Source organism: Cytobacillus firmus, from assembly GCF_023612095.1.
GTDB lineage: Bacteria > Bacillota > Bacilli > Bacillales > Cytobacillaceae > Cytobacillus.
Window position 1 is genome coordinate 1,382,060 of sequence record NZ_CP086235.1, and the last position, 12,660, is coordinate 1,394,719.

At 41.9% G+C, this 12,660-nt stretch carries 17 protein-coding genes; 13 read left to right on the forward strand and 4 right to left on the reverse strand.

Annotated features, from left to right (window positions below; genetic code table 11):
• The first annotated feature begins 51 nt into the window (after positions 1-51).
• The gene (locus LLY41_RS06935; RefSeq protein ID WP_095244824.1) at positions 52-936 is read left to right on the forward strand and encodes a patatin-like phospholipase family protein; all 885 of its coding nucleotides are present in this window, start codon (positions 52-54) and stop codon (positions 934-936) included.
• 32 nt (positions 937-968) lie between these two features.
• Here the strand turns inward: LLY41_RS06935 and LLY41_RS06940 are convergent, their stop codons facing one another.
• Complete coding sequence (locus tag LLY41_RS06940) at positions 969-1,355, reverse strand: SA1362 family protein (protein WP_286137362.1); 387 nt, start codon at positions 1,353-1,355, stop codon at positions 969-971.
• A 427-nt stretch (positions 1,356-1,782) separates the two neighbouring features.
• On the opposite strand from LLY41_RS06940, the gene LLY41_RS06945 reads away from it, so the two are divergent.
• The 4 genes from LLY41_RS06945 to efp all read left to right on the forward strand — a co-directional run bounded on the left by LLY41_RS06945 (position 1,783) and on the right by efp (position 4,592).
• Positions 1,783-2,313 carry a YqhR family membrane protein gene (locus LLY41_RS06945; RefSeq protein ID WP_095244822.1) on the forward strand — a complete coding sequence of 177 codons (531 nt, stop codon included), beginning with the start codon at positions 1,783-1,785 and terminating at the stop codon, positions 2,311-2,313.
• Between the two features lie 186 nt (positions 2,314-2,499).
• A complete protein-coding gene (gene aroQ / locus LLY41_RS06950) occupies positions 2,500-2,946 on the forward strand; it encodes a type II 3-dehydroquinate dehydratase (protein WP_095244821.1) in 447 nt (148 codons plus the stop codon).
• A gap of 1 nt (position 2,947) precedes the next feature.
• Positions 2,948-4,009 (forward strand): M24 family metallopeptidase, encoded by a 1,062-nt coding sequence (locus LLY41_RS06955; protein WP_304587265.1) that lies wholly within the window; start codon positions 2,948-2,950, stop codon positions 4,007-4,009.
• A gap of 25 nt (positions 4,010-4,034) precedes the next feature.
• On the forward strand, positions 4,035-4,592 hold the full coding sequence (gene efp, locus LLY41_RS06960) for an elongation factor P (RefSeq protein ID WP_095244819.1): 558 nt from the start codon (positions 4,035-4,037) through the stop codon (positions 4,590-4,592).
• A gap of 33 nt (positions 4,593-4,625) precedes the next feature.
• Here efp and LLY41_RS06965 read toward each other — a convergent pair whose 3' ends face one another.
• From LLY41_RS06965 to LLY41_RS06975, 3 genes are all read right to left on the reverse strand, one after another.
• A complete protein-coding gene (locus LLY41_RS06965) occupies positions 4,626-4,793 on the reverse strand; it encodes a hypothetical protein (RefSeq protein ID WP_179289036.1) in 168 nt (55 codons plus the stop codon).
• A gap of 83 nt (positions 4,794-4,876) precedes the next feature.
• Positions 4,877-5,563 (reverse strand): SIMPL domain-containing protein, encoded by a 687-nt coding sequence (locus tag LLY41_RS06970; protein WP_095244833.1) that lies wholly within the window; start codon positions 5,561-5,563, stop codon positions 4,877-4,879.
• 73 nt (positions 5,564-5,636) lie between these two features.
• Entirely contained in the window at positions 5,637-7,019 is a 1,383-nt protein-coding gene (locus LLY41_RS06975; RefSeq protein ID WP_095244818.1) for an alkaline phosphatase, read from the reverse strand.
• Positions 7,020-7,210: 191 nt separating this feature from the next.
• On the opposite strand from LLY41_RS06975, the gene spoIIIAA reads away from it, so the two are divergent.
• The 8 genes from spoIIIAA (at position 7,211) to LLY41_RS07015 (ending at position 12,450) form a co-directional block, all read left to right on the forward strand.
• Positions 7,211-8,134 carry a stage III sporulation protein AA gene (gene spoIIIAA, locus LLY41_RS06980; RefSeq protein WP_095244817.1) on the forward strand — a complete coding sequence of 308 codons (924 nt, stop codon included), beginning with the start codon at positions 7,211-7,213 and terminating at the stop codon, positions 8,132-8,134.
• Positions 8,135-8,650, forward strand: coding sequence for a stage III sporulation protein SpoIIIAB (gene spoIIIAB / locus LLY41_RS06985; RefSeq protein WP_048008240.1), 516 nt, complete (start codon positions 8,135-8,137; stop codon positions 8,648-8,650). It abuts the gene before it with no gap.
• Positions 8,651-8,702: 52 nt separating this feature from the next.
• Positions 8,703-8,909, forward strand: a complete 207-nt coding sequence (spoIIIAC, locus tag LLY41_RS06990) for a stage III sporulation protein AC (RefSeq protein ID WP_009332905.1) — start codon at positions 8,703-8,705, stop codon at positions 8,907-8,909.
• 15 nt (positions 8,910-8,924) lie between these two features.
• A complete protein-coding gene (gene spoIIIAD / locus LLY41_RS06995; protein WP_172581968.1) occupies positions 8,925-9,314 on the forward strand; it encodes a stage III sporulation protein AD in 390 nt (129 codons plus the stop codon).
• A gap of 87 nt (positions 9,315-9,401) precedes the next feature.
• On the forward strand, positions 9,402-10,601 hold the full coding sequence (gene spoIIIAE, locus LLY41_RS07000; RefSeq protein ID WP_095244816.1) for a stage III sporulation protein AE: 1,200 nt from the start codon (positions 9,402-9,404) through the stop codon (positions 10,599-10,601).
• Between the two features lie 12 nt (positions 10,602-10,613).
• The gene (gene spoIIIAF / locus LLY41_RS07005; RefSeq protein WP_048008238.1) at positions 10,614-11,246 is read left to right on the forward strand and encodes a stage III sporulation protein AF; all 633 of its coding nucleotides are present in this window, start codon (positions 10,614-10,616) and stop codon (positions 11,244-11,246) included.
• Positions 11,239-11,907: a stage III sporulation protein AG gene (gene spoIIIAG, locus LLY41_RS07010; RefSeq protein WP_048008237.1), complete on the forward strand. Its 669-nt coding sequence runs from the start codon at positions 11,239-11,241 to the stop codon at positions 11,905-11,907. The genes spoIIIAF and spoIIIAG overlap by 8 nt, the downstream gene beginning before the upstream one ends.
• 3 nt (positions 11,908-11,910) lie before the next feature.
• The gene (locus LLY41_RS07015) at positions 11,911-12,450 is read left to right on the forward strand and encodes a SpoIIIAH-like family protein (RefSeq protein ID WP_076258081.1); all 540 of its coding nucleotides are present in this window, start codon (positions 11,911-11,913) and stop codon (positions 12,448-12,450) included.
• The last annotated feature ends 210 nt before the right edge of the window (positions 12,451-12,660 follow it).

The following is a 12,660-nucleotide window of genomic DNA, read 5'->3' on the forward strand; positions in this document are numbered from 1 at the left end:
GTATAAGTAAAGGTTCCTCTATGAGCAAGTACATCGACAGGAGTGGCTTACATGTATATAGATGGTGTTTTTTCAGGAGGGGGCATCAAAGGATTTGCCTTAATCGGCGCATATGAAGCAGTTCATAAAAGAGGATTTCGCTTCAAGCGGGTTGCTGGCACTAGTGCAGGATCCATTGTGGCTGCGTTAATAGCTGCTAATTATACAAGTGAGGAAATATATCGGCTCGTCGATGAATTTGAACTCAAAAAGCTTCTTGATGAAAGAACAACATTTATCCCCTTTGCAGTCGGAAAATGGCTTAATCTATATTGGCATCTGGGACTATATAAAGGATCTGAGCTCGAAAGCTGGATGACTCAGAAATTAGGAGACAGGGGGATCAGAACATTTTCAGATCTGCCGCCTCAATCGCTTAGAGTCATAGCGTCAGACCTGACAAATGGAAGATTGGTTGTACTGCCAGATGATCTTGTGCATTATGGCATAGATCCAGCTTCATTTCCGGTAGCAAAAGCGATCAGGATGAGCTGCAGCCTCCCGTATTTTTTTGAGCCGGTCAAGCTGAATGGCTACAGCAGTACAAGTGTCATCGTGGATGGCGGGGTTTTAAGTAATTTCCCAATGTGGCTTTTTGATAAGGAAAATGTAAAAAAAACCAGGCCTGTGCTCGGGATAAAGTTAAGTCATAACTTAAGCGAACGGCCCCCGAACAAAATCGATAACGCCATACAAATGTATGCGGCGCTTTTTGAAACGATGAAGGACGCGCATGATGCAAGATACATCTCGAGAAAACATGCACAAAATATTATTTTCATTCCGACCGACGGTGTACTGACTGCGGAATTTAATATAACCGAGCAGAAGAAAAAAGATCTTCTGGAGCATGGCAGGCAATGTGCGGAAAAGTTTTTTTCATCATGGAGCTACTAATTAGAAAACTCAACAAAAAAATCGAGCCCGGATTAAAGGGAGGCTCGATTTTTCTTTTTGCCTTTTTTGCCTTCTATGACTGTCAAATGTGGAGAAGACTTTTTCTTGGATTTTTTAATGGAAGTAATGGAACCGACAGATCCCTTTCTGCCATTGGCAGAACCCGATTCTTTATTATTAAAGCGTCTTTTTGATTTTTTGGCTGCCTTTATAAAAGCTCGCTGCTCTCGCTTAGAGGGATTAGATCTGTTAAAGCGCTGAAAAAGAAAGTATACAACAGCTCCAATGATGACAATGACAGCTATTCTCTCCAAAAAACCGGCAGGATTTGAGATCAGGCTGACGGCAACTCCGATAACAGCCAGAATTATAAGACCGGAGACAATATAAAATGTAAATGGTTTTTTCAAGAAAGCCACCTCCCTAAAAGCATGATGAGCAATTTTATAAGCTTTTAAACTCTATAAGATAAAGTTTATCGAAATAATGATGAAATCTGACTTTATTTTTTAACTTTCCTATTTCTTTACAATTTAAACAGTAGATCATTAACTTTTAATAAGTGACAGTAATATTTTCCAGATAATCATGAAAATGCTTTTACTTAAATTTATGCTGTGGACCTCAGTCCCGGAACTCGCATAACCGGAAAATCACAAAATTAAAGAGCTTCATCCTTAATTATTTTATTCGACTTAAAATCTCATAAAACCTTTATATAACAGGAAAATATATAAAAAATATGAACAGTTTATGCTGCAGAAATTATTCCGGCCGCTTTTATTTAAAATAGGATGCAATGGAATAATTGTGTGTGGACATAATAGGAAAAGGAGGTGGCGCAAAGTGGCAGAAGAAAAAGAGCGCTTGGAACAGGATCAAAGGGAAAAACCAATGTCTTTTATGACAATGGTGGTCATTACCGGACTGGTTGGGGGCATTCTTTGGAGCGGACTGGCCTATCTTGCTTATGTGTTTAATTTCACGGAAATTCGCCCTAATGTCATTCTCGAGCCCTGGACGATTGGAGCCTGGAAAGAGGGATGGCTTGGGACACTGATCTCAATTTTCCTGATTGGGGGAATATCTATTATAGCTGCCCTGATCTATTATGCAGCGCTGCGGAAATTTCAAAGTATTTTCGTGGGTGCTGGCTATGGAGTTGCCCTTTTTTTACTGGTGTTCTTTATACTCAATCCAATCTTCCCTGGAATCAGCCCGTTTTGGGATCTTGAGCGAAATACGATTATTACATCACTTTGTTTCTATATTTTATTTGGTGTATTTGTAGGGTATTCCATTTCATATGAAGCTCAAGAACTGAAAGGCAAAACTGAAGATGAAAAAAAGGCCCGCACAGATCCGGACTTAACCTGATGAAAATATACTCAATATTCGAGCGGTGATAATGAAAATAATGCGAAAAGCGCTATACATCAGAACTGTAAGAAATTTTGCTTTATGATAGAATGTTCATAAGTGGGCATTCTTTTTCAGTGCTTTCATCAGGATGTTAAATAGAAGGAGAAGCCTATAAGCAATTGTTAGAATAGGGGGTTGAATATGGGGAAAATACTCCTGTTAAATGGGCCGAATTTAAACCTGCTCGGCAAAAGGGAACCAGGTGTTTATGGAAAAGAAACACTGGGTCAGCTGGAGCAAAATATGAAGGCATTGGGCGCTTCATATAAGACAGAAGTAACCTGTTTTCAGTCAAATCACGAAGGTGAACTCATTGACAGGCTTCACCTTGCCAATGAAGATGGCACACAGGGTATAATTTTCAATCCCGGGGCATTTACTCATTATAGCTACGCATTAAGGGATGCTGTTGCAGGAATACAGGTTCCTGTGATCGAAGTACATATTTCAAATGTTCATACCAGGGAAGAATTCAGGCATATTTCTGTCATTGCACCCGCTGCAATGGGCCAGATAGTCGGCCTTGGCTTTAAAGGGTATGAACTGGCATTTTATGCATTAACGGATTTTGTCAAGGGGAGAGGATAATATGGAGAAAATACAAAAATTACGTGCACGCTTTACAGAGTCAGGGATAGATGGGATGCTGATTACCAGCAATTACAATCGCCGTTATATGACTGGTTTTACCGGTTCATCGGGCGTGGTTCTAGTCAGTGCGGATAAAGCACTCTTTATAACCGATTTTCGTTATACGGAACAGGCTGCTAAACAATGTGAAGGATATGAAATTGTAAAGCATACTGGTGCCATTACGGAAGAAGTCGCCAAACAGGCAGAACAGCTTGGGATTAAAAAGCTTGGTTTTGAAGAGAATCATGTAACCTTTTCATCCTATAAAGCCTATGAAAAAGCTGTTAACGTCGAGCTTGTCCCTGTTTCTGACACCATTGAAAAGTTACGCTTGATAAAGGACGATTCAGAGATTAAGATAATAAAGGTGGCAGCAGACATTGCAGATGCTGCGTTTAAACATATTCTTGATGTCATTCGGCCAGGTATTACGGAGCTGGAAGTTTCGAATGAATTAGAATTCTTTATGAGAAAAGCGGGTGCAGATTCATCATCGTTTGACATTATCGTAGCATCAGGGTACCGTTCTGCTCTTCCGCATGGAGTTGCCAGTGATAAGGTTATTGAAAAAGGCGATTTTGTCACTTTGGACTTCGGTGCTTATTATAAGGGGTATGTTTCAGATATTACCCGCACAGTTGCTGTTGGGGAACCGGAAGATAAGCTGAAAGAAATCTATACCATTGTGCAGGAAGCCCAGGAGCGGGGAATGGAAGGCATTAAACCTGGAATGAGCGGCAAAGAAGCAGACGCCTTAACGCGTGATTATATTGCTGGTAAAGGCTATGGCGAATATTTTGGCCATTCTACCGGACACGGGATCGGCCTTGAAGTGCATGAAGGGCCTGCTTTATCATTTAAGTCAGATGTTATCCTTGAACCTGGAATGATTGTAACGGTGGAGCCTGGCATTTACATACCGGGACTTGGCGGTGTCCGCATTGAGGATGATACAGTCATAACAAATGATCATAATGAAACGCTTACTCATTCTACTAAAGAATTAATTATTCTTTAATTGTACACATTAGGAGGACAAACTTATGATTTCAGTAAACGATTTTCGTACGGGATTAACGATTGAAGTTGATAACGGTATTTGGCGCGTAATGGATTTTCAGCACGTTAAACCAGGAAAAGGAGCGGCTTTTGTACGTTCCAAATTGCGCAACCTTCGCACAGGCGCCATTCAGGAAAAAACCTTCCGTGCAGGTGAAAAAGTAGGGAAAGCTCAGATCGATAACCGTAAAATGCAGTACCTTTATGCAAATGGGGATCAGCATGTTTTCATGGACAATGAGTCTTATGAGCAAATCGAGCTGCCTGCATCATCAATTGAGTATGAATTAAAGTTTTTAAAAGAAAACATGGAAGTTGCTATTATGCTTTATCATGGAGAGTCTCTTGGAATCGAACTTCCTAACTCTGTTGAGCTTACAGTAACGGAAACAGAACCAGGTATTAAAGGGGATACTGCATCCGGCGGAACAAAGCCTGCAACAGTTGAAACCGGCCTGATAGTGCAAGTTCCTTTCTTTGTTAACGAAGGGGATAAACTGATCGTCAATACAACTGATGGTTCATACGTATCGCGTGCATAGTTTGAAAAAAATCCCGAGAAATCGGGATTTTTTTTATCCTTTATACTTCCTGCCTTCAGCGCCGGGGGATACGTCAGTGTCATTGCGATTATTATAATCAGGATCAGATGTGGGAGGAGTTCTGTTATCGCGGGTTCCGTCCAGATAAGCCCTGTCGCCTTTTTTCTGATTTTTTAAAAATTCATCTAAATTTTCATTCATCAAATAACCTCTTTTCTATAAAATTGCTCAATGTCACCTTAATAGTATTTGCTTCTTCACTGCGATTATAAGCCGAAGATTTCCTAGCTGTAGTATATGAACTCTGCCGTGATGAGGCTTTGGATTTCTATTGTTCCCGGCTGGATAGGTGTGCTGACGGCACTTTTAACAAAAGTGGAGGACTCAAAAGAAACAGGCTGCACCAGACCTAAAGTTCCTTCAGAAACGGATACTGGGGTACTGATTAATTGGACTCTTAGTGAAGAAGCAATGGTTTCTGCCTTTCTAAAAGCATCCAATACAGCCAAGCTTAGTGCCTTCTGATACAATTCCTGCCGGTTTTCTGTTTCAAAAGTAATTCCTCTAACAGTATTTGCACCGCTGTCTACTGCTGTATCTACTACAAGTCCTGTATTTTCAATCTCATTGACTGTAATGTCCAATATATGCTCAACCTTGTAACCGCGGAAAATTTGCTTGCCATCCACAAAATCATACTGCGGAAAAATGGAGAAGTCTGATGTTTGAATTTGTTTATCTGTTATTCCAATGGCATTAAGAGCCTTTTTGACATTTGAAATGGCAGCAGCATTCTGCTCCTGTGCTTTCTGAAGCTCCTGGTCTTCTGTTAAAACTCCCAGCTTTATATTAGCCTGATCTGGCTGTACAGCTATCTTTCCTTCACCTGAAACCCTTATAGTATTTGGCTTGGATCTTTCATGGCTTCCATTGTGCACAGTATTGCGGACAAATGGCTGATAATAATACATAAATTTCGCACCCGCTTTCATGAATGTATCTTTCTAGAATTACGCGGGAGAAAGAAAGAAAATGCGCATAATATTAATGCCAGCTGTAATTCATCAGTCCGGCAATTTTTTTTGGTATATCCGTATTTTCCAGCACTCCTGTAAAAGTTTCGCTCCCATTGCCATAAGCAAATAAAGGAATCATATTGCCTGTATGTCCGCCGGTCGAGCTGAGAGATCTTACTGTATCCGTTAAAATTCCCCCGTGATATTTCTCAGCAATCAGGCTTCCTATTTCCCATGCTGCTAAATATTGAGGATAAACCTTGCTGTCTGTGTTCATTAGCTTCCCATTAAACGCTTCAATCTCCTGCTGGTTTAAATCAATATTCGCATACTTTTTTAGAACACCCTTTACACTTTCAGATCGATAAATTCCCCTGTCTTCATCTCTTGCCAATTGGCTGACCATATACTGCGGTGTCGCCTTGATTTCCTTTAATTGCTGTATCTCCAGCGGCTCTGATGCTGATATTCCCATAGTCTCATGATCTGCGACAACCAAAACCAGTGTCTCTTTGTCCTTTTTTGCCCATTCAACTGCATATTTAACAGCTTCATCAAATTCAATGGTTTCTTTCCAGATGCTTGTAATATCACCTGCGTGTGATGCATGATCAATTCTTGCTCCTTCTGCCATGAGGAAAAATCCCTGTTCTCCTTTTGCGAGTACATCGATCGCTTTTTCAGTCATTTCTTTTAAGCTGGGTTCTTTGCTGTTCAGTAAAGGCCGGTCCAGTTTAAAACTCATATATCCGTCATTGAACAGGCCGAGCAGCTTTGAGCCTTTGGCATTCAGCAATTCTTCCCGATTCCCGGCAAAAGTATATCCATTTTGTTTAGCCTCTTTTATTAAATCCCTCCCGCTTTGCTTTTCCGGTGTGAAGTATGCTCTGCCGCCTCCCAGCAGCACATCCACCCCGAATTTCAGCTGCTGGCGTGCAATTTCCCCCTGTCCGGACCATCTGTTGGCAACACTTGCTGTAAAGGCTGCGGGTGTTGCATCTGTTACTGTATTGGTGGATATAACCCCTGCTTTTTTACCATTCTCCTTGAATAAATCAAGGATACTGTCTGCTTCCTTCCCATCCGGCGTAACTCCAATCATCTCATTATTTGTTTTTTTTCCAATTGCCAGTGCCGTACCGCCGGCAGCTGAGTCTGTCACAAAATTATTGGCAGATTCGGTATGCACCAATGCGGTGTGAGGCAGAGATTCCAGGAAAAGCCGCCCGTCCTTCCCGTATTCCAGTTTTCTTGCAATCTCAATCTGGCCAATTCCCATTCCATCGCCAATCATCAGAATGACATTTTTCGGTCCGTTTGTATTTCTCTGATGAGCTATTCCTTCTGCAGGTAAGAAACCAAGAACAATCAGGTGAAGAATAACCATGATGTAAATGCATTTTGCTTTCATAAATGGCACCAGCCTTTCTCTATGTTCCTTTTGAATTATTTTTTGAAGAAAGATATTTTTTTACTCAGGCAAAAGCTTGTACTAAATAAATGTGAAGCTTTCAAATCTAAGTCATATTGTTTTGCAGCAGGCATACATTTTAAATAATGAGAAGCTAGTCCGAAATCAGATTGAGAAATGGAGGAGCAGACTTGGAAACGATTATAGCCTTTTTGCCGAAAAAAATTGCCGAACAATTACAGAGAATCCCTCCGAAAATCTTAAAGGATCTGGAGGAAATCAGGGTCCGCATTTCGAGGCCGATTGAGCTGACAGCAAGGGGAGTACCGCATTTTCTCCCTTATATAGTTGATTCAGAGGATGCCGTGCATTTACTGAATAAAATAAGCCATTTTTCGATTTACACACTCGAGGAAGAGCTGAAAAGAGGTTATATCACGATTGAGGGCGGCCATCGGGTTGGGCTTGCAGGAAAGGTTATTCTTGAGCAGGGCAAGGTTAAGGCGATCAGGGATATTTCCTCATTTAACATTAGAATTGCCAGAGAGAAAGTTGGCATTGCCCAAACACTGATTCCGAGAATTTACAGGGGTGGATGGCTGCATACGATGATTATTGGGCCGCCGCAGACTGGTAAAACCACTTTGCTGCGCGATATCGCAAGAATCATTTCTTCTGGTGATCCAGATAGTGGCCTTCCTGCGAGTAAGGTTGGGATTGTGGATGAACGCTCCGAAATAGCAGGATGTGTGAATGGGATCCCCCAAATGACTTTTGGAAACAGGATTGATGTCCTTGATGCCTGTCCCAAAGCTGAGGGCATGATGATGATGATTCGTTCCATGAGCCCCGAGGTTCTCGTTGTCGATGAAATTGGCAGGCATGAAGATGCAGACGCCATAATGGAGGCAGTAAATGCCGGAATAAAGCTGATTATGACTACTCATGGAAATTCCCTGGAGGAAATTAAGAGGCGCCCGACTTTACAGGCCATACTTGAAATGGATGTTTTTCAGCGGTTTATTGAATTGAGCAGAAAAGATGGACCAGGCAGCATTGACTGCATACGAAACACAGACGGTTCAAGATTTCAGCATCAAGCGGGCGTGATGTAAATGATGAAGCTTATTGGAGCAGTTTTGATCATCATTGCAACAACATGGGCAGGGTTTGAAGCTTCAAGGCACCTGACCGAACGGCCGCGCCAGCTTCGTCAGCTTAAATCGGCACTGCAGTCATTAGAGGCTGAAATTATGTATGGCCATACACCTCTTCATGAAGCAGCCAGACGGCTTTCTGACCAGCTTTCCAAGCCCTTATCCTGGTTCTTTGAATCCTTTGCAAAAAAACTGACCGATTCCGAAACGACAGTAAAGGACGCCTGGGAAGAAAGCTTGACGGAAATATGGAAAATGACCGCCTTTAAACAAGGGGAATTCGAGATCATGAAGCAATTTGGCGAAACACTTGGAAGACATGACCGTCTTTCTCAGCAAAAGCAGATCATGCTGACCCTCACCCACCTGGAACGTGAAGAAGCTGATGCACATGACAGACAAGTGAAATACGAGAGAATGGTCAAAAGTCTGGGGTTTTTATCCGGATTGCTCTTAATCATTTTACTAATGTAGGAAACGCCGGCTTGATTTGCCGGACGCTGATCAGAGCTTAGGGGGAGAAAAGATGGGCTTAGAGGTAGATATCATATTCAAGATAGCGGGTGTGGGAATTGTTGTAGCCTTTTTGCATACTATTCTGGATCAGGTGGGCAAAAAAGAATACGCCCAATGGGTAACGCTTTTCGGATTTATTTATATCTTATTTATGGTTGCTTCCATTGTAGATAACCTTTTTCAAAAAATTAAATCAGTCTTCTTGTTTCAGGGATAAAAGGGGGGCTCAGCCATTGAAATTCTCCAGATAGTCGGATTTTCGCTTGTTGCCACGTTCCTGGCGCTGATTGTTAAGGAGCAAAAGCCGAATTTTGCCTTTTTGCTGATTGTTTTTGTCGGCTGTGCCATCTTTCTCTTTCTGGTCGACCAAATCTATGCCATTATCCATATGATTGAAAAGATTGCCGTCAATGCAAAGGTGAATATCGTCTATGTAGAAACCATTTTAAAGATAATTGGAATAGCCTATATTGCTGAATTTGCTGCCCAAATTACCAAAGATGCAGGACAGGGAGCCATTGCAGCAAAAATAGAAATGGGCGGGAAAATACTTATTCTTGCCATGGCCATTCCAATCCTTACTGTATTAATCGAAACCATTATTCGCATGATTCCGAGCTAGCCGGCTGCCTGCTGAAACGAAAGGCAGCCCGACTGGACAAGCTCATATTGCTGGAATTAGAGAGGGTCCTTTAAAAGAGGTGAAAAAATGAAGCAAAGGATGCAGAAAATTTTAGGATTCAGTTTACTTCTATTCTTTTTCCTGGCACCAATTGTACAAGCCTCACCTAAGACCGGCGAAGCAGAAGAAACGATTTCCCCTCAGGATTTAATTGAATCCCAGGTGGATAAGTTAGATCTTAATGAATTAAAGGGATTTTGGGAAGAAATCACAACAGAGTATGGAGGGTTTTTGCCCGAGAGCCAAAAGGGAAGTCTCTATGAATTCATAAAGGGAGAAAAGGAATTTTCATTAAAAGAGTGGGCTGGCGGCGCGATGAAGTTTATATTCCATGAGTTTATAGTCAACGGGAAACTGCTTGGAACTCTGATATTGCTGACGGTATTCAGCATGTTCCTGCAGTCGCTGCAGAATTCATTTGAAAAAAGCAATGTCAGTAAAGCAGCCTATTCAATCGTCTTCATGGTGTTGATTATTATCGCGCTGAATAGCTTCCATGTAGCGATCACATACACGGAGGAAACCATTTCAACCATGGTGTCATTCATAATGGCCCTCATACCGCTGCTGCTTGCGCTGATTGCTTCTTCCGGGGGTTTGGTATCTGCAGCGTTTTTCCACCCGGTTATCCTATTTTTGATGAATGTCAGCGGAGTATTTATCCAGTATGTCATTCTTCCGCTTATATTTTTATCAGCCCTGTTAAGCATTGTCAGCACATTGTCAGAACACTATAAGGTAACTCAGCTTGCCAATCTGCTCCGGAACTGGAGCATTGGACTTCTTGGGATGTTCCTGACGGTCTTTCTCGGAGTTATTTCAGTTCAGGGAGCATCTGCAGCGGTTACCGATGGAATTACCATCCGTACAGCAAAGTTTATTACGGGGAATTTTATTCCGGTCATTGGAAGGATGTTTACAGATGCAACAGATACCGTAATCAGTGCATCGGTGCTTTTGAAGAATACTGTCGGGATAGCAGGAGTAGCCATTCTCCTTATTATTGCAGCTTTTCCTGCAATCAAAATTTTAATGATTGCGTTTATATATAAATTTGCGGCAGCGATTTTGCAGCCGCTGGGAGGAGGGCCGATCATATCCTGCCTGGATATAATCAGCAAGAGCATTATCTATGTTTTTGCAGCTCTGGCCATTGTCTCCCTGATGTTTTTCCTTAGCATTACGGTTATTATAGCGGCCGGCAATTTGACCATGATGGTCAGGTAGGGAGGGAATGAAGTGGATTTCATAAAAGAATGGGTAACCAACATCATATTATTTGTTCTGCTTGCCACTGTCATAGATATGCTCCTCCCCAGCTCCAAGCTTCAGAAATATACAAAAATGGTGACAGGGCTGCTATTAATAGCGATTATTCTTACACCGATTTTGAGAATTATATCAAGTGATTTTGAAGAAGCTCTTGTTTCCGTGCCGGTTTTTGAGGCTTCAGGAGAAAAAAATATGGAAAATTTAATAGAAATGAAGAAAAAAGAAATACAAGCCTCAAGTGATGCATATATTTTAGAACAAATGGCTGTCCACATGAAACAGGACGCAGAAGAGGAGTTGATGGAACAGTACGGTCTGGAAATTGCTAACATTGATATTTTAGTAGATGAAAGCAGTGATCAAGCCTTCCCGGATAACCTGCAAAAGGTCATGATCCAACTCAAAGCAGAAGATGCAGAAGCTGAAGCTGTAGAAGTGGTTAAAACAGTGGAAATCAATGCCGGGAAACCTCTTCCATCCAGCGGGCCCGAACATGAAGATGCAGAAAGAATTGCTTCTCTTCTCGCACAAAAATGGAATGTAGACGCAAACTCAATCGAAGTTCTAGTAGAAGGGGGGAATATGGATAGGGATGGATAATGAAAAAGGTCCTTTCACATGGTTAAAGAAGATAATTTCCAAGGATGGACAGTCTGATAAGAAGCCCGGAAAATTCCACTATTTGCTGCTTGTTCTCCTATTTGGAGCAGCGATCATGCTGATCAGCAATACGCTGTTTCAAGAAGACGGTTCCACCGGTGATTTGCCCGTATTTAAAAATGGGGAAGAAGTGAAGCAGGAGGAAGAAGTGCCAGTCTTCGGCCAGCAGAAATCCGGGGGAAATGACACCATCGCCAATTATGAAAAGGCATATGAAGCCCAAATAAAAGAGGCGCTTGATGCAATCGTAGGGGTGGAAGATGCCACTGTTGTGGTGAATGTCGATGCCACAGAAAAGAAAGTCCTTGAAAAAAACAAAACAACCCAAACACAGAAAACCGATGAAACAGATCGGGAAGGCGGCAAAAGGAAGGTTGAGGATCAGTCACAGGAGGAACAGCTTGTGATTGTCCGAAATGGAGAAAAAGAGGTTCCCATTGTCATAGAAACCAAGAAACCTGAAATAAGGGGCGTGCTGGTTGTAGCAAAAGGGGCTGAAAATATACAAGTGAAAAAGTGGATTATTGAGGCAGTAACCAGAGCTCTGGATGTTCCAAGCCATAGAGTATCCGTAATGCCTAAAAAAACCAAGGGGGAATAATAGATGCTTTTAAAGAAACAAACGGTCTGGCTATTAACAATGCTGAGTTTAGTGGTTGTATTATCGGTTTATTATGTAACATCACCGGAGCAAAAAGGCAGTGACCTTGCCGGTATGGAAGAAAAGGCACAGGGTGAAATGGACTCAGTTGAGAGTGAAGATGGCAAAGCGATCATTACAAACACTGCCAGTGATGAAATGTTTGAAAATCTCCGCCTTCAGCTTGATGACGAGCGCAGCCGCATGAAGGAAGACCTGCAGGAGGTCCTTGGTCAAACTGATCTTCCTGCAGAAGAAAGAATGAAGGCAAAAGATCAAATTGATGAATTAAATGAAATTGCGCAAAAGGAAGCGATGCTTGAAACTTTAATCAGAGCGATGGATTATGAAGATGTGCTTGTCCGTGCTGATGGCAAGAAGGTCCAAATTACGGTTAAGGCAAAAGATCATTCAGCTTCAGCTGCAAACAACATCATCCAGGAAGTAAGAAACGAAATTGGAAAGCTTGAAGCAGTGGCTGTTGAATTCCAGGTTGAAAAATAAAAATGTAATGGGAGCCTGCAACAATTTTAGGGCTCTCTTTTTTATTTTAGTCTGTTTTTGCAAGGTTTGTTGTACTTTGTGTAAATATACTGAGTTGATTGGAGCGGAAGGTGCGAGATCCTCGAAAATGCATTCGCATTTTCTTCGTGCGGTGTCTACTCAAGGAAGCTTATTCAAAGTCCTGCGGGAGTAGCGGGACAGGTGAGACCC

What these genes read in the sequence shown, in the direction of transcription:
- LLY41_RS06975 (WP_095244818.1), bottom strand. Translation starts at nt 7,019, where the DNA reads ATGAAAGCAAAATGCATTTACATCATGGTTATTCTTCACCTGATTGTT.
- efp (WP_095244819.1), top strand. Translation starts at nt 4,035, where the DNA reads ATGATTTCAGTAAACGATTTTCGTACGGGATTAACGATTGAAGTTGAT.
- LLY41_RS06955 (WP_304587265.1), top strand. Translation starts at nt 2,948, where the DNA reads ATGGAGAAAATACAAAAATTACGTGCACGCTTTACAGAGTCAGGGATA.
- LLY41_RS07015 (WP_076258081.1), top strand. Translation starts at nt 11,911, where the DNA reads ATGCTTTTAAAGAAACAAACGGTCTGGCTATTAACAATGCTGAGTTTA.
- LLY41_RS06935 (WP_095244824.1), top strand. Translation starts at nt 52, where the DNA reads ATGTATATAGATGGTGTTTTTTCAGGAGGGGGCATCAAAGGATTTGCC.
- spoIIIAG (WP_048008237.1), top strand. Translation starts at nt 11,239, where the DNA reads ATGGATAATGAAAAAGGTCCTTTCACATGGTTAAAGAAGATAATTTCC.
- spoIIIAB (WP_048008240.1), top strand. Translation starts at nt 8,135, where the DNA reads ATGATGAAGCTTATTGGAGCAGTTTTGATCATCATTGCAACAACATGG.
- aroQ (WP_095244821.1), top strand. Translation starts at nt 2,500, where the DNA reads ATGGGGAAAATACTCCTGTTAAATGGGCCGAATTTAAACCTGCTCGGC.
- LLY41_RS06965 (WP_179289036.1), bottom strand. Translation starts at nt 4,793, where the DNA reads ATGAATGAAAATTTAGATGAATTTTTAAAAAATCAGAAAAAAGGCGAC.
- spoIIIAC (WP_009332905.1), top strand. Translation starts at nt 8,703, where the DNA reads ATGGGCTTAGAGGTAGATATCATATTCAAGATAGCGGGTGTGGGAATT.
- LLY41_RS06970 (WP_095244833.1), bottom strand. Translation starts at nt 5,563, where the DNA reads ATGTATTATTATCAGCCATTTGTCCGCAATACTGTGCACAATGGAAGC.
- spoIIIAE (WP_095244816.1), top strand. Translation starts at nt 9,402, where the DNA reads ATGAAGCAAAGGATGCAGAAAATTTTAGGATTCAGTTTACTTCTATTC.